A 16,670-nucleotide genomic window follows, 5' to 3' on the forward strand; every position below is an offset into this window, starting at 1 on the left:
ATTTTACTTCTTATCGAACAATTCCTGAACAGCTTTTTTAATGCCGCTAGTATTGATCCCCAACTGCTCGCGCAATTCAACCTGAGTCCCGTGCTCAATCCATTCGTCAGGAATTCCCAGACGCTTGATTCTACAGTTACCCAAGGCATCACTGTCTGACAAAAATTCGAGCACCGCAGAAGAAAAACCGCCCTGAAGAACGTTTTCTTCCAACAGCAACAATGAATCATGCGTCTTAGCAAGCTCAAGCAACTGTTTTTCCGGCAAAGGTTTTACACAACGCGCATTAAACACGGTTGCCTGCTTTCCAGTTTCTGCCGCAAGTTCTTTCACTGCTTCAATGGCAGGATATGTGCGGGAACCGACGGAAATAACAGCGACCCCTTCGCCCTGAATCATTATTTCGCCAGTACCAAGAACAAACGGTTCCGGTTTCGCTTTCAACGGAACACCGTATCCAGCACCACGCGGGTAGCGAATAGCAACAGGGCCGTCATGAGTAAGCGCAGTCGCCATGCAATCTGCCAATTCAGCCTCGCTTGAAGGAACAAGCACCGTCATATTCGGAATATGGCGCATGAAGCTCAAATCAAACACACCATGATGCGTAGGTCCATCTTCACCCACAAGACCACCACGATCCAGACAGAATGTTACTGGCAGATTCTGTAAACAGACATCATGAACAATCTGATCATATGCTCGCTGCATAAATGTAGAATAAATCGCCACAAACGGACGATATCCCTGTGTAGCAAGCCCTGCTGCAAATGTTACAGCATGCTGTTCACAGATGCCTACATCAATGAAGCGATCAGGAAATTTCTTTTCAAAACAAGCTGTTCCAGTACCTTCAGGCATTGCCGCAGTAATCGCCATAATGCGATCATCCTGCTTTGCTAACTGGCACAACGTATCGCCAAACACATCTGTGTACGTCGGTACAGAATTAACCTTAGCGACTTTTTTCGCCTGACCGGTTTCCGGTTCAAACTGCCCTACACCGTGGAAAAATGTCGGGTTGGATTCAGCAGGAGCATAGCCCTTGCCCTTTTTGGTGAGAACATGCAGCAGCACTGGCTCATCCAAATCCTGATAAAGTCTGAATGCACGTTGCAGCGCTTTAATATCGTGTCCGTCAATCGGTCCCATGTAGTTAAATTCGAATGCTTCAAACAGCATTCCGGGCGTAAAGAAACTCTTTAAACTAAGTTCACTTTTGCGAGCATAGTTAAGCATTTCTTCGCCAATGGCAGGAACCGCATTGAGGATTGTCTCAACATCTTTCTTAAATCGACGCACCCAGCGAGAAGACAAGTTGCGAGACATAAAGTGGGACATTGCCCCGACGTTTTTGGAAATGGACATCTCATTATCGTTGAGGATAACGAGCATTTTTTTATCTGTATGCCCCGCCAGATTAAGCCCTTCAAAGGCAAGACCAGCGGTCATGGAGCCATCTCCGATAATGGAGATTACTTCATTCTTTTTGCCGGAAAGATCGCGAGCAACAGCCATGCCTAATGCAGCGGAAATGGAAGTAGAAGAATGCCCTACGCCAAAATGATCGTACTCACTTTCTGCAATCTTAGGAAAACCACTTACACCGTCTTTTTTTCTCAGTGTATGAAAATTATCCTTACGTCCAGTAAGCAGTTTCCATGCATACGCTTGATGCCCGACATCCCATACCAATTTGTCATGATCAAAATCAAAAACTGACATCAATGCAAGGGTCAATTCAACCACTCCAAGAGAAGGGGCAAGGTGACCACCTGTCTGGGAAACTGTGGAAATTATCTCTTCGCGCAACTCCTCGGCAAGCTGCTCAAGCTGAGCTTGATCAAGCTTACGTACATCGGACGGCAAATTGATGCTGTCCAATAGGCGAGGAGAAGATTGGCTCTTATCTGGCATTATAAATCCGGGTGCTATTAGTTAGGAATGAAGCGTCAAACCATGCTGACAAAGGTAGTGTACTCTTTATGTAACTCTGTCAACAATGTACTGGGCAAGCCTACGCAAAAACTGTGCTTCTGCCCCGTCATACACTGCGATCTGCGCTACCGCATCATCTGTCAGTGCCTGAGCAAGCTCACGGCTTTTGTCAATACCAAGCATACTTGGGTATGTATTTTTACCCTGCTCAATATCGCTGCCTACTGGCTTTCCAAGTTCTTCTTCAGTTCCGGTTTCGTCTAAAATATCATCTACAATCTGAAACGCTGCACCAATGTTTGCGCCGTAAGTACGAATGCGATCCAGATCTTCTGTGCTGGCACCACCCAAAATCGCACCGCTCTCACAAGAGCATCGAATCAGGGCACCAGTTTTCATTGCGTGCATTGTCTGCAATTCTTCAAGCGAAACATCATCACGGCCAGTAAAATCCATATCGAGCTGCTGTCCACCGACCATACCGCCGGAACCAGCCGCAGTAGCCATAGTGTTCAGAGCAGCCAAAACGGAAGCAGCTGGAATATTCTTCACTGTTTCTGTCATCAGAACAAAAGCTTCTGTTAACAGCCCGTCGCCAGCAAGAATCGCTGTAGCTTCGTCGAAAGCTTTATGGTTGGACGGCTTACCACGACGCAAATCATCGTCGTCCATTGCTGGCAGATCATCGTGTACAAGCGAGTAAGAATGGATGCACTCAATGGCGGAAGCAAACGACATAACCTGCTCTTTCTTTGCGCCAAACATAGCCGCAACAGCAATACACAGCACGGGACGCAACCGCTTGCCACCAGCAAGTAAGCTGTACTCCATAGAATCCAGTAATCGCTGTGGAATATTTCTATTGTGCAGACAGGTCGAAAGGTAGTTTTCAACAGAAGCAGCCTCAGTCTTCAGCACGGATTTAAACTCCTGCACACTCATCATCGTCATTCTCTGTTCCACCTAGTCTGCTATGGTTGCAACGGTTGTTTCTTCTTCAAACGGAGCTTCGCCTTCTTCTGTGAAAAGGCGGATTTCATTACGGGCATTCTCAAGTTGCGTACGACATTCTTTAGAAAGCGTCATGCCTTCCTTATACAATGCTACGCTTTTTTCCAAAGCAAGTTCACCATTTTCTAAAGAATCAACAATGGCCTGAAGTCGCTTTAACTGCGTTTCAAAATTTTTCTTTTTTACTGCCATGAGTTACTCTCTTATTTCTTTTCTGAGAAAAGCGGAATCGGGTCAACAGCCACACCTGAAACATTCAATCCAAAATGCAGATGCGGTCCTGTTACACGGCCAGTTGCTCCAACCTTACCGATGACCTGCCCTTTTTTAACAGTTTCGCCTTCACGCACAAGCACTTTTGACATGTGAAAGTACATGCTCACAACGCCCTGCCCGTGATCAATATAAATAGATTGGCCGGAAAAAAAATGCGGGATAGCAATGCGCACCATGCCGTCTGCACATGCCTTAATCGGTGTTCCCTTTTTTCCACGCAAATCAATACCGCTATGCGGCTGACGCGGTTTACCATTAAAAAAGCGTTGAACACCAAACTCACTGCTTATACCACCGGGGATAGGACGAAGAAAATCAGCATCCCACATACGCTCAGCAGCAAGGGATTCCATCATGCTTCGAACCGTTGCCCGCTCTGCGTAATGTCTATCCAAACTCTTCTTGCTCAACTCAACATATTTTCTGTCTACTTTAAGATGCTGCTCACGGTATTTTTTGTGTTCTACCGGAATAGTACGGGAGACAGTATTAACACCCGCCGGAGTTTCTTCCACAGCAGAAATTTGGAGCGTCTTCTTCGCAAAATCACGAGGGAGCGATACCAAGGCTACGCCCTTATACTCGTTGTCAGTTTTTACGACAGAGATAGAAATATTTTTATCGCCCCACGTTACCTTAACAGGGGCTTGGGCATCTGCATGCACTGTGACAAGAAATGCCCTGCCGTTCATAGCACTTTCTGGTAAATCAATGCGGAGTGCCCCCAATGCCGGAACAGCACTGAGCAGAACAAAACAGATCAATAAAACAACACGACGAATCATCCTTCACTCCCATTTTTTTCCATTGAGTTAACCTGTACGCCCACAGAACCATCTGCAACCATCACGTTCAGGTGCTCACCCTTTGCAACGTCATCGACGCTGCGAACAAATTTACCATCAGCTTTTTGTACCAGACTGTATCCTCGCTCCAACGGTTTACGCGGATCAAGGCTTTCCAACATAATAGCTGCACGATCAAGTGAACGTTCCGCAGTTGTAAGCATTCCGTCACCTGCCCATTGCAGTCGGCTTTCCAAGCTATGCACTTTCTGCAATTGGTAGCTTATTGCATCTTCACCAAACGCTCGCTTAATTCGCTCTTCGCTGTATTTTACAACACGCTCAGTATGTTCCAGCTTCAGCGTCATAGCCCTATCGAGACGATCGGTCAGTCCGACAAACTGCTCATCCAGACGCCCTAAACGCTGCACAGGTGACAGCCAGCCGAGCCCACGTTCGAGAGTACTCAAGCTATGCTCTTTTGTACCCAGTTGATGTTCCATCTTACGAGCCAGTCGAATCTCAAGTTCATCAAGAGATTGAATCAACATGGAACGTTCAGGCCACAGCAACTGAGCGGCATGGCTTGGTGTGGCAGCGCGGACATCCGCAGTCATATCAGCGATAGTAGTATCGACTTCATGTCCCACACCAGCAATAACTGGAATTTTAGAACCAAAAATTTTTTCAGCAAGCGTTTCATCATTAAACGCCCACAAATCTTCAATAGAACCACCACCACGAATGAGCACGATAACATCTGCCCATTCCTCAGCGTTGATCTTATCCATCTGCTTTACAAGCTGCCCTGCAGCAAGATCGCCCTGCACCAAGGCAGGATAGATACGAATCTGGGCACCCCAGCCACGGGCACCGGATATGCGCAAAAAGTCCTGTATCGCCGCACCGGACGGAGCCGTAATAACAGCTACTTTCTCAGGGTGATACGGCAACGAACGTTTTCGCATGGATTCAAAGAATCCTTTTGCGCTCAGCTTTTTCTTCAGCTCTTCAAATTCCATAAAGAGCTTACCGAGCCCAACATCCTGCGCCAGCTCAACAACCAGTTGATAGCTACCGCGCGGCGGGTACACGTTCAGTCTGCCAGCGCACATAATCTCGGTACCATTTTGCATAGTACGGGCAAGACTAGGACGCGGGCCATCCTCAAAAACTTCACCAGTAAGGGGATCGAACCGCTCATCGCCGCGTTGGTTCCCCTTAAACCAGACGCAGTTCAGCACCGCGTCCGTGTCTTTGAGAGAAAAATACATATGACCGGAAGCTGGACGCGAAAGGTTAGACACCTGACCGCGTACCCACACAAACGGAAATGCACCCTCAAGAGTCTTCTTAAGGGCGTCTGTTAATTCTCGGACTGTAAAAATCTGGCTCATACTATATTGCCTCCGGCGGGTCTCCGACGGGCAGGCTCCGCCTTGCATCCGCAAAGGGACACTGTCCCCTTGACCCCAATTAGGCGAGGCTTTTTAGACATTCATACAATAGAAATACGTTAAACACTAAAGAGGCTGTACTACCACAAACTAACTCTAACATAAACGCAGTCAAGAGGGCGTCCCTCTTGCGGGTGCAGGGCAGCGCCCTTGCCCCTCGGAGAGCCGTCGGGGACTTCTGCTAGAAAAACGCTCCTGCTGCGCATAGGCGCAACAGGAGCATTATTATTTACTCAGGTAACAGCTAGCAGGTACTGGTTCTGCTTACTGCGCAAGTAAGTCAGAGAGTAGATGCATAGACGGGGAACGACGAACTAAGCGATGTTCCACCCTGCGTATACTTTCTCTTTCCATTCTTTGAAAGCTTCTGCGAAGCCTTCAACAGGAAGTTCGGTTTTTTCACCGGTGCGACGATCTTTAGCTTCTAGGATGCCATTTTTAAGACCACGGCCACCAACTACAATCTGCATTGGAATACCGATGAGGTCAGCATCTTTAAACTTAACGCCTGGACGCTCTTTACGGTCATCAACGAGTACGTCGAGACCCTGCTCTTTCAGGAATGTGTAGATTTCATCTACCTTGTCGTTCACTTCGTCACTCTTAATGTCGAGGTTTACAACAAGTGCTTCGAAAGGAGCAAGCGGAGGCGGGAAGCATATACCGTTTTCGTCATGGTTCTGCTCAATACAGGAAGCAACAACACGGGAAACACCGATGCCGTAACAGCCCATGAGCATAACTTTATCTTTGCCGTTCTCATCAAGGAAAGTACAGCCAAGAGTTTCAGAGTATTTGGTACCAAGCTTAAATACGTGACCAACTTCGATGCCTTTAGTAAGGGCAATTTCTTTGCCACACTTAGGACATACGTCGTTTTCGGTAATAACGCGAAGGTCTGCGTAACCGGTAAGCTCAACATCACGCTTCAGACAAACATGTTTGAGGTGTGCATCCGCTTTGTTTGCACCAACAACCCAATCAGTAGCCAAACGTAATTCATTATCTGCGTAGATACGTTTTACGTTTAGTTTCACAGGACCTGCGAAACCAACTGGAGCATCGGTCCATTCACGAACCTGCTCTGGAGTTGCCATCTCAAGAGTATCTGCCTGAATCAGGTTTTTGAGTTTAACATCGTTAAGCTCTCTGTCACCACGAACAAGCGCAACAACAGGTTCACCGTCTGCATCAAAAAGAAGAGTCTTGATGAATGCAGTTGCAGGTACATTAAGGAAGTTTGAAACTTCTTCAATCGTATGTGCGTTCGGGGTAGAAATCTCTTCCATAGGAGTCTCGAGTGCTTCGCACTCTTCACCAGAGCACAGAATTTCTGCACGTTCTACGTTTGCTGCATAAGAACAAGAGTCACATACTACAATAGTATCTTCGCCTGTTTCTGCAAGCACCATAAATTCGTGAGAGAAACTGCCGCCGATGGAGCCGCTGTCTGCTTCAACCGGACGGTACTCAAGTCCCATACGGGTGAAAATAGCGTTGTACGCTGCGTACATGGCATCGTAGCTTTCATCCAGACCTTCTTGGTCTTTATCGAAAGAATAAGCATCTTTCATGATGAACTCACGGCCACGCATAAGACCGAAACGAGGACGAACCTCATCGCGGAATTTAGTCTGAATCTGGTACAGATTCATAGGCAGCTGACGGTATGAACGTACTTCGCCACGCACGATATCAGTAATAACTTCTTCGTGTGTTGGTCCAAGACAGTATTCACGGTTGTGACGGTCTCTCAGACGAAGTAATTCTTTGCCATAAAAGTCCCAGCGTCCAGATTCCTGCCACAAATCGGCAGGCTGCACCATTGGCATACTCACTTCGTTACCGCCAGCTTTGTCCATTTCTTCACGGACAATAGCAGCAGCCTTAGTGATGGAACGTAAACCAAGCGGCATGTATGTATAGATACCGGATGTAAGTTTACGGATCATACCCGCACGGGTAAGCAGCTTATGACTGACAACTTCAGCGTCAGCAGGTGCTTCCTTAAGCGTAGGAATGTAGAAACGACTCCAGCGCATAGCTATCCTTTATTTCGTTCTATAAGAAAATTATCTAATTCTTCCATAAAAGCGTTAAGCAAATTTGCTCCGCCTTTTACCGTTCTAATAACTTTTCCTTTACGGAAAATAATGCCTTTATCTCTGCCACCGGCAATACCGATATCAGCCTCGCGAGCTTCGCCCGGCCCGTTAACAACGCAACCCATAACGGCAACTTTGATCGGGTCGACAACGCCCTCAAGACGTTTTTCAACGACTTCAACAAGATTAATAAGACCGATTTCGGTTCTACCGCATGTTGGGCAAGAAATAATCTCCGGTCCACGATTACGTAAACCAAGAGCGCGCAAAAGTTCCCAAGCGACAGTCATCTCCTGAACAGGATCGTCCGTCAGGGAAACGCGCAAAGTATCACCAATGCCCTGCCAGAGCAATACACCAAGACCTACTGAAGATTTTATTGCGCCACGTAACAAAGTGCCAGCTTCTGTTACGCCGATGTGCAAAGGATAATCGCATCTGCCAGCGAGTAACCTGTAGGAATCAATTGTGTGCAGTACTGAGGAAGACTTCAAAGAAATCTTGGTGTTATAAAATTCACGTTTTTCGAGCATGGCAACATGGTGCATAGCACTTTCTACCATTGCTTCAGGAGTTGGACCACCAAATTTGTCCAATAATGCTTTCTCTACAGAGCCGCTGTTGACTCCAACTCTGATAGCAGCATTATGTGCTTTAGCAGCATCTACCACTTTATCCACGTTTGACGCGCCGCCAATGTTACCCGGGTTAATGCGCAACGCATCAACACCAGCTTCCAACGACTTGATTGCCAGCCTGTGGTCAAAATGAATATCAGCAATAAGAGGAACAGAAACCTGCTCCTTAATTCGAGAAATTGCCCATGCTGCCTGCTCATCAAGAACTGCAACACGTACGAGTTCGCACCCGCCTACTACAAGTTCTTCAATCTGAGCAACGGTTGACTCTACGTCGCGAGTATCTGTGTTAGTCATGCTCTGCACAACCACGGGATGCTCACTACCGATTTTAAGTGACCCTACGGTCACTTCCCGAGTCTTTCTTCTTTCTAAGGACATAGCTTCCTTTTACTCCTTCCTATGCAGGGCTGTTCAAAAACAAACACGTTGTTATGCTTACGCGTATTTCTATCTGCGCTTTCAGGGTTGTTTTATCTTTTAATCTCATGCTTTCGGCAGCAACAATCGGCGTCATCGTTTGAAAAATAAATGTAACGTAACAAATACGTCAGCAACTCACTTTCCCCCCGCCTTACACTATACAACAAGCTTGCGAAAACAGTTGATTGTAATCAAAAAAACAACCCAATGACAGAAATACAAAAGCTTACAAAAAAAACAACTGTTCTATTTTACATGCTCTGCTTTACTATCGTAATTTCCCAAGGAATGTTTCAAAAACAATTCATCTTCATTACTGCATTTCATATGGCAAGCCAAGCGTAATGCCATGATGATTTTGTATTGACAAAACAGGACTGAATACTATTATCAGGGTAATTCTTCTGTGGATTAAAACACAATAAGGAAGATATGTTATTTCCACTTGTCTTCAATCTTACGCTTGAAGACTTATAGGGTTCACAAGCAAGTTACTAAAGTCGTACTCACGGCTATCACGTAAAGCATGAACCGGCACAAAGCCATCAACCACAGGAGGCAACACATATTTTAGTCATCAATACTAGAGTTATAGGTTCTAGCTCCACATTGCCTTGTACCTGAAAAATACGTTACAATACGCTAACCATTTGAGCCAACAATCTTTTTAATTCCCTACACCTGAAAGTGAGCCCATATGCAGTTATATAAAAAAGGATTAGTATTTCTATTTCTTGCACTTTTGTTTCCCATTCCGTTCACAGGTACAGCATTGGCGAAAAAGCCTGTTGTGTTTGTCAGCATTCTTCCACAAAAATATTTCGTTGAACAAATCGCAGGTGACACTGTTGATGTAGAAGTAATGGTTATGCCCGGTGCAAGCCCCGCTACATACGAACCTCGACCTCTTCAGATGGCTATGCTCGCCAAGGCTGATGTGTACCTTGCCATTGGTGTGCCGTTTGAACGCACATGGCTTCCACGTATTAAGGCGACAAACCCCAACCTTACTATTGTTCATCTAGACAAAAAACTACGCAAGCTTCCCATGGCCGCAAATCCAATGGAGATTGATGCCAGCCCACGCGGAGCGATTCTGCACGACTATCGAGAAACAGAGGCTGAACGCGAAGTACATGGCACCAAAGACGAGCATGAACATCATGCTACCGAAGATGAACATGAACATCACGCTACTGAAAGCGAACATGAACACCACGCTGCCGAAACCGGACACAAAGAGCACGAAGATCACGACCATGCCGGACATGAAAAACATGATCATGCCAACATGCTCGATCCGCACGTATGGCTTTCTCCACGCTGGGTAAAAACAATGGCAAAGCCAATACGTTTATCCATAAGCAAAATCGCACCGGAACACGCCAAGCAGTACCGCATTAATACACGAGCATTCACTAAGAGACTGGACGAACTGGATGAAGAAATTCATACAATCTTTAAACCAATTCCGGCAGAAAAACGTGTATTCATGACCTTCCATCCGTCGTGGGGCTATTACGCCATGACCTACAACCTTATTCAGATTCCAATTGAGTTTGAAGGTAAATCGCCGACACCAAAAACTCTTGAGCAGATTATATCCATTGCAAAAAAACGAAATCTTAAAACTATTTTTATACAACCTCAATTTTCACAATCAAGCGCAACAACAATTGCAAATTCAATTGACGGTACCGTAATCGTGGTCAACCCGCTTGCTGAAAACTGGGAAGAAAACTTACGCGATGTTTCTAAAAAACTCGCAGCATCATTTATCCTCTTTGAGTAGTCATGAACCAACCTGTTATCGACATATCTGGAATCACCTACAGCTACCCTGATACTTCACGCTTCAAAGTGTTGGACAACCTGAATTTCACGGTAACGCAAGGTGCGTACATAGCTATTTTGGGCCCTAACGGCGGCGGAAAAACAACGCTGCTCAAGTGCATTCTTGGGCTGTTGACTCCGCAATCCGGCAATATCAAGGTCTTTGGAAGAAAACCATCGGAAAGCGTACGATATATTGGGTACGTTCCACAGTACGCCACAACAAAAGATTTGTTTCCGGCTACGCTTCTTGATGTTGTAATGATGGGCTCCATTACCAACCCGCTTCTTTTCCCGTTTTCAAGAAACCAGCGCCAGAAAAATGAAGCAAAGGCTGTTGATGCATTGCACAAAGTAGGTCTTGCTGGAAAAGAAAAAGAGAGGCTTTGCAATCTTTCCGGTGGACAACGACAACGCGTAATCGTGGCTCGGGCGCTTATGTCTGACCCGAAACTTCTGCTTTTGGATGAACCAACCGCGAACTTTGATCCAAGCGGTAAGTTCTGCTTTTACGAATTCCTTGCAGAACTTCCGGACGACATTACAACCATAGTTGTAAGTCACGACATTTCTATTGCAGCATCACCGTTTACCGGCATCGCCGTTGTAAATCACAATCTGTCGTATCATGAAGGAAATGACCTTACTCCTGAGTTCCTTGCTCATCTATATGGAACACATGACAGCACATGCCCAATGGGTGCTTTTATGCATAATGTGCCGCAAATGCTTTCTTTCAAGCCTTTCTCTGAAACTACTAGTTCATCGGATTCTGAGGAATAAGTGTAATGGACATACTCACACTCCCCTTCATGCAAAACGCTATTGCAGCGTCTTTACTAGCATCCATTGCCTGCGGTATCGTCGGCACGCTTGTTGTTCTTAATCGTCTTGTATTTCTTGCTGGCGGAGTTGCCCATGCAGCTTATGGCGGCGTCGGCTTAGCCTTTTTCTTCGGACTTCCTGTACTGCCATGTACATTGGGATTCACCCTTGGCTCTTCCGTTGTTATGTCTACCATTGCCAGAAAATATAAAGAAAAGTCAGACGCCGTAATCGGCGTTCTCTGGGCTGCAGGGATGGCATTCGGTATAATTCTTATTGATCTCACGCCGGGGTACAACGTTGATCTTATGAGCTTCCTTTTCGGCTCTATTCTCACCGTATCCTCGTTTGATCTCTGGCTCATGTTCGGACTGGATATTTTTATTTTAGCCGCAACCATTATTGCATACCCCGGCCTACTCAGTATCTCGTTTGATGCGGAATATGCTGAATCCCGAGGCTTGCCTGCATCGCTTTTGCACACCTTGCTCGTGTGCATGGCGGCATTATCAATTGTTATGATCATTCGAGTCGTAGGGCTTATTCTCGTCATTGCATTGCTTACTATTCCGCCTTTTATTGCAGAACGAAAAGCACGCAACCTTGCGACAATGATGGGCGCTGCCGTTTTGTGGAGCATGCTTTTCTGCCTCTTGGGACTATTCTTCGCATTCTGGTTCAACCTAACTTCAGGTGCCAGCATTATTGCAGTAGCATCCATTACGTTCTTTCTCGTGGTTGGTTTTGAACAACTCCGCAAATAACTACTCGCCCTAATTATTGTCAGAAGCCCTAGTCAATTTGGAACTATTCTCGACAAGTGACTTTCAGAAAAACAAAAAAAAGCCCCTGCACAACACAGTGCAGGGGCTTTTTTTACAGTCTACTATCAAATTATTAGAAACTGGTGCCAACGCTTGGGATAACCCCACGTTTTTCATTGCTGCCGACTGTAAGCAAACGCATTTCTGCATTCAGCGGCAAGGTCTGCGTTGCCATTGCGAGCACCTCGTTTGTAGGAGCATGAATGAAGCGCATGTTGAAACGTACACGGTTCATTGTCTGTGTGTACGTTCCGGCAACAATAATGGTTGCACGTACGTTTTCATTAGCAAGAACATGTGTACGACGACTCAGTACAAATTCGCCACCGCGTGGCTCAAAAAGAATGGAACGTCCTTTACGGATTTCCTGTACTTTATAGCCGGAGGTAACGAGCCAGCGGGAGACTTCTTCACTCATCTGCCGAGCAAGGGAGCTGGTTTCTTCCAGATCTCCAAGTGCAACAGGAGTTGTTACAATAACACCATACCCTTCAACGTCACCTTCATCTAAATCAAGTTTCCGGCGCAGTTGAGCATCAAGCTGAGCTGCAAGAGTGTTTGCAACAACAGGGATGTTTTTCCGCACAACAGGAGCGCATTTTTCAGCCTCTTTTTGTTTTGCGGCAATAAAATCTTCATATGTTCCGGCAGAAGCAGCAAACGGGAGCAGCAAGCACACAAACATAACCAGTGTGGTAAGAATACAACGAATCATTTTACTCTCCTCTACCGAAGTGTTTCGAGTAGGCGGTTTACAGCTGTAATTTCAGAAACGAGCTGTTCGCGCATATTTTCATGTTCTGCAGAAGCAAGCCCGAGCAGGAAGTGCTCTTTTGCCAACTCATACCGCTGTTGAGAGATATACTGTCTGCCAATATATAAATTTTGCATTGAGTTACTGCTGTAGGGAGATGCTACGACCTGATATGCAGCAGGACGCTGTACAGCAGTCGACTTCTTACATTCCAGAGCGCTACACCCGGAGAGAGCAACCATTACTAAAAGTACCAATACGCGTTTCATGTCAGCTCCTAGTGCAAGTCTTCGCCAAGGTCGATGGCTGTCAGATCATTTGCTCTGGTCATGGTTTCAAAATCGCGCATTGAAACAAAGCCTGAACTTAACTTAGGTCCGGTATCTGCCAACATTCTACGAATGACATCTGTCTGCCGAAACACAAGCTGCGCGGTACGCAGTACTGCATTATCTTTCACACGCACCATGCGCGCATTCACAAAGACATTTCCCTTTACCTGATAATAGGTGCCGACAATTGCCAAGGCTCGTCTATTCTTTACATAAGTACGATGATTGCGGGTTAACATGAACTCGCCCTCGCCCTTACGTCCTTTAATCTCATTGCCGATTCGGTATTCTTTTACAGGCACATTACGCTGGTTGAGTTCGTAAATAAGTGCTTCTGTAATGTAACGACCGAAGGCTGAACTTTGTTCAAAATTATTCTGCTCTACAAATGTGACAGGAAGTATGCTTGCATTCTTGAATGCTTCCCAATCAAGATTGCTTAACAACTGATTGGCGAGCTCACGAACTTTAAGTTTGACTTCACGCGCATTATCAACTGCCGGCACATCGGACTGCATATTGCCTTTACGCCACAACATTCCGCCAGCTCCGTCCGGAAGCATTACGCCGTTATCATAATTGATAACTGTTGTGACCGAAGTGAGTGATGTGTCTTCCTGATAAAGGGCATCCGCCGATTCAGGAACCATACTTTCTACAGCACCATACACTTTCTTCTGTGGCTGTTGTTCTGCCCATACTTTCGGGACGCCAACCATAATAACCAAGAGCGCAATACCTACGCCGCGAAAAGCATTAGACATGCCAGTCCTCCATATCAGTTCGTACCAATTCTGGTGCGTTCATTATTTGCCGAGTTACATTCACTATCGGCGTTGGCATGGAAAACTTAAATAGAATATCATTCGGATATACAGACCAAAAAAAAAGACCGCCCTAAGGACGGTCTTTTTTATTCTATATTTTTTATGAGCGCTTAATGCGTAACTTGTGCGGCATCAGGCTCACAAATCTTTAGAGAGTCAAGAAGCTCCCTAGTCTGACACTTTCCCTGGTAGATCTCCGCAGAGTCGACTGCAAGTGCGTATGGAAGCACTTCATCTACATTCTCAACAGGTACAATAGTCATACCTCTAAGAACGTCTGCTGGAATATCTTTAAGATCTTTTTCGTTATCTTTAGGGATAAGCACAGTGGTGATGAGTCCACGACGGGCAGCCAGAAGCTTTTCACGTAAACCGCCAATCGGCAGAACACGACCACGCAGAGTAATCTCACCAGTCATGGCAATATCGTTACGTACAGGAATACCAAGCAGTGCTGATACCATAGAGGTGCAAAGGGTAATACCGGCAGAAGGTCCATCTTTAGGAGTTGCGCCTTCCGGTACGTGAACGTGAATGTCGATGGTCTTATGGAAGTCCGGCTTTAAACCAAACAGACCGGAACGAGAGCGAATGTATGAAAGAGCTGCCTGTGCAGACTCAGTCATAACTTCACCAAGTTTACCAGTGGTGGAAACTTTGCCGGTACCCGGCATAATTGCAGTTTCGACCAACAGTAACTCGCCACCCATCTCTGTCCAAGCAAGACCGGTTGTTACACCAATCTGCGCCTCATCTTCTCTTTCGCCATAACGGTATCGTTTAACACCGAGCATGCTGGAGAGACTCTGAGTTGTTACAGAAATAAGCTTGTTCATATCATCCGCTTCTACAACACGCATTGCGGCCTTACGGCAGATAGATGCAATTTCGCGTTCAAGGCTACGTACACCTGCTTCACGGGTGTAGTGACGGATAATATCCATAATCACGTTATCAGACATTCGCAGGTTATCACTCTTAATGCCGTGCTGATCAATTTGTTTTGGCAGCAAGAAATCACGAGCGATGCGTTTTTTCTCAGTTTCAAGGTAGCCCGGCAGCTGAATAATTTCCATTCTATCCTGAAGCGGAAGTGGAATGGACTGCAAGCTGTTGGCTGTTGTGATGAAAAACACCTGAGACAGATCATAGTCTAAATCAAGGTAGTGATCATTAAATGTGCTGTTCTGTTCCGGATCAAGTACTTCGAGCAACGCCGCGGAAGGGTCGCCTCTAAAGTCAGTACTCATTTTATCAATTTCATCAAGGCAGAAGAGCGGGTTATTGAAATCCACTCGCTTGAGAGACTGAATAATTTTACCCGGCAACGCACCAACATAGGTACGTCTATGTCCGCGAACTTCCGCTTCATCACGTACGCCGCCAAGAGACAGACGAACAAAATCGCGGTTTGTTGCACGTGCAATAGAACGAGCAAGTGATGTTTTACCAACACCCGGAGGGCCTACAAGGCAAAGGATAGGACCCTTCAGCTTTGTTGCAAGCTTCTGCACTGCGAGAAATTCAAGAATACGTTCTTTCGGCTTTTCAAGACCAAAATGGTCTTCATCCAAAATAGAGCGTGCTCCATCAATATCAATCGGAGTTTCTTTCAGCTTGTTCCAAGGCAGGTCTACAATCCAGTCGATGTAGTTGCGAACAACGGTGTATTCTGCGGAAGAAGCAGGCATAGCACGCAGCTTTTTCAGCTCCCGCATGCCTCGGTCACGAGCTTCATCTGGCATATCTTTGCTGTTAAGAATTGCCTCAAGTTCGTTAAGCTCTTCCTGCGGATCATCGTCGCGACCCATTTCTTTATTGATCGCTTTGATCTGCTCGTTAAGATAGTACTCTTTCTGGTTACGTTCCATCTGATGTTTAACGCGGTTTTTAATGCGTTTTTCCATTGATGTAATCGCAATTTCGCCCTGAAGGAGTTCGTATACTTTCTCAAGTCGCTGAACAGGATCTGTAAGCTCAAGAACTTCCTGCTTCATTCGGTAATCAACTTTAAGGTGCGGCATAATGGCGTCTGCCAATTTGCCAACAGAGCTTACCGCGTTGATAGCGAGCAGGGTTTCCTGAGCGAGTTTTTTATTAATTTTTGCATACTCTTCTAGAGAGTCATGACAAGCACGGGCAAGCGCTTCTGCTTCCGTACCTTCAATATCATTTTCTTCTATAGGAGCTATGTTGGCGAGAACAAAAGTTACTTCTTCTTCGCCCTCTTCTTCTGTTTCGAGTTTTTCAACACCAGCAGAAGTCCAGCGTGCACGATACAGACCTTCAAACAATACCTTTATGGTACCGTCAGGCAGTCTGAGCATCTGGAGCACTTTAGAAACAGTACCAATCTCGAAGAGATCGTCTGCTTCAGGAACTTCCATTTCCGGCTCACGTTGGGCAACAAGAAAAATCTCTTTACTGCTATCAGCAATAGCATGCTCGATAGCTTTGATGGAGGCCTCACGACCAACAAACAAAGGAATAATCGAACGCGGAAACATTACTACTTCCCGCAGGGACATCAGTGGGAGTTGAATGGTAGCAAGACGCTTTTCGTCGCTTGTTCCAATCTCAGTCATATATCCTCCTCGTTTCGTGCCGTGCACTCTTCCGCAAGGAAGACAAGAGGCACAACG

14 protein-coding genes are annotated in these 16,670 nt (G+C 46.0%); 3 read left to right on the forward strand and 11 right to left on the reverse strand.

Annotated features, from left to right (window positions below; translation table 11 throughout):
- Window positions 1–3 precede the first annotated feature (3 nt).
- From dxs to ispG, 7 genes are all read right to left on the reverse strand, one after another.
- A complete protein-coding gene (dxs, locus tag MKHDV_RS13055) occupies window positions 4–1,917 on the reverse strand; it encodes a 1-deoxy-D-xylulose-5-phosphate synthase (RefSeq protein WP_160716001.1) in 1,914 nt (637 codons plus the stop codon).
- A gap of 66 nt (window positions 1,918–1,983) precedes the next feature.
- Window positions 1,984–2,883 (reverse strand): polyprenyl synthetase family protein, encoded by a 900-nt coding sequence (locus MKHDV_RS13060; RefSeq protein WP_162859866.1) that lies wholly within the window; start codon window positions 2,881–2,883, stop codon window positions 1,984–1,986.
- Window positions 2,884–2,901: 18 nt separating this feature from the next.
- Window positions 2,902–3,141 carry an exodeoxyribonuclease VII small subunit gene (gene xseB / locus MKHDV_RS13065; protein WP_160716005.1) on the reverse strand — a complete coding sequence of 80 codons (240 nt, stop codon included), beginning with the start codon at window positions 3,139–3,141 and terminating at the stop codon, window positions 2,902–2,904.
- An 11-nt stretch (window positions 3,142–3,152) separates the two neighbouring features.
- Window positions 3,153–4,010, reverse strand: coding sequence for a M23 family metallopeptidase (locus MKHDV_RS13070; RefSeq protein ID WP_160716007.1), 858 nt, complete (start codon window positions 4,008–4,010; stop codon window positions 3,153–3,155).
- Window positions 4,007–5,407 (reverse strand): exodeoxyribonuclease VII large subunit, encoded by a 1,401-nt coding sequence (gene xseA, locus MKHDV_RS13075; protein ID WP_160716009.1) that lies wholly within the window; start codon window positions 5,405–5,407, stop codon window positions 4,007–4,009. The genes MKHDV_RS13070 and xseA overlap by 4 nt, the downstream gene beginning before the upstream one ends.
- 374 nt (window positions 5,408–5,781) lie before the next feature.
- Window positions 5,782–7,509, reverse strand: a complete 1,728-nt coding sequence (locus tag MKHDV_RS13080; RefSeq protein ID WP_160716011.1) for a proline--tRNA ligase — start codon at window positions 7,507–7,509, stop codon at window positions 5,782–5,784.
- 2 nt (window positions 7,510–7,511) lie between these two features.
- Window positions 7,512–8,591: a flavodoxin-dependent (E)-4-hydroxy-3-methylbut-2-enyl-diphosphate synthase gene (gene ispG, locus MKHDV_RS13085; RefSeq protein ID WP_160716013.1), complete on the reverse strand. Its 1,080-nt coding sequence runs from the start codon at window positions 8,589–8,591 to the stop codon at window positions 7,512–7,514.
- Window positions 8,592–9,330: 739 nt separating this feature from the next.
- On the opposite strand from ispG, the gene MKHDV_RS13090 reads away from it, so the two are divergent.
- From MKHDV_RS13090 to MKHDV_RS13100, 3 genes are read left to right on the forward strand one after another with little or no spacing between them, the layout of a single operon-like run.
- Window positions 9,331–10,425 carry a metal ABC transporter solute-binding protein, Zn/Mn family gene (locus MKHDV_RS13090; RefSeq protein ID WP_160716015.1) on the forward strand — a complete coding sequence of 365 codons (1,095 nt, stop codon included), beginning with the start codon at window positions 9,331–9,333 and terminating at the stop codon, window positions 10,423–10,425.
- A 2-nt stretch (window positions 10,426–10,427) separates the two neighbouring features.
- Window positions 10,428–11,249, forward strand: coding sequence for a metal ABC transporter ATP-binding protein (locus MKHDV_RS13095; protein WP_160716017.1), 822 nt, complete (start codon window positions 10,428–10,430; stop codon window positions 11,247–11,249).
- A gap of 5 nt (window positions 11,250–11,254) precedes the next feature.
- Window positions 11,255–12,055 (forward strand): metal ABC transporter permease, encoded by an 801-nt coding sequence (locus MKHDV_RS13100; RefSeq protein ID WP_160716019.1) that lies wholly within the window; start codon window positions 11,255–11,257, stop codon window positions 12,053–12,055.
- A 133-nt stretch (window positions 12,056–12,188) separates the two neighbouring features.
- Here MKHDV_RS13100 and MKHDV_RS13105 read toward each other — a convergent pair whose 3' ends face one another.
- The 4 genes from MKHDV_RS13105 to lon form a co-directional block, all read right to left on the reverse strand.
- Entirely contained in the window at window positions 12,189–12,830 is a 642-nt protein-coding gene (locus MKHDV_RS13105) for a FlgO family outer membrane protein (protein ID WP_160716021.1), read from the reverse strand.
- An 11-nt stretch (window positions 12,831–12,841) separates the two neighbouring features.
- Entirely contained in the window at window positions 12,842–13,138 is a 297-nt protein-coding gene (locus MKHDV_RS13110) for a hypothetical protein (RefSeq protein WP_160716023.1), read from the reverse strand.
- Window positions 13,139–13,146: 8 nt separating this feature from the next.
- Window positions 13,147–13,965, reverse strand: coding sequence for a FlgO family outer membrane protein (locus MKHDV_RS13115; protein ID WP_160716025.1), 819 nt, complete (start codon window positions 13,963–13,965; stop codon window positions 13,147–13,149).
- A 173-nt stretch (window positions 13,966–14,138) separates the two neighbouring features.
- The gene (gene lon, locus MKHDV_RS13120; RefSeq protein WP_160716027.1) at window positions 14,139–16,613 is read right to left on the reverse strand and encodes an endopeptidase La; all 2,475 of its coding nucleotides are present in this window, start codon (window positions 16,611–16,613) and stop codon (window positions 14,139–14,141) included.
- Window positions 16,614–16,670 lie beyond the last annotated feature (57 nt).

Origin of the sequence: Halodesulfovibrio sp. MK-HDV (assembly GCF_009914765.1) — a bacterium.
Taxonomy (GTDB): Bacteria; Desulfobacterota; Desulfovibrionia; order Desulfovibrionales; family Desulfovibrionaceae; genus Halodesulfovibrio.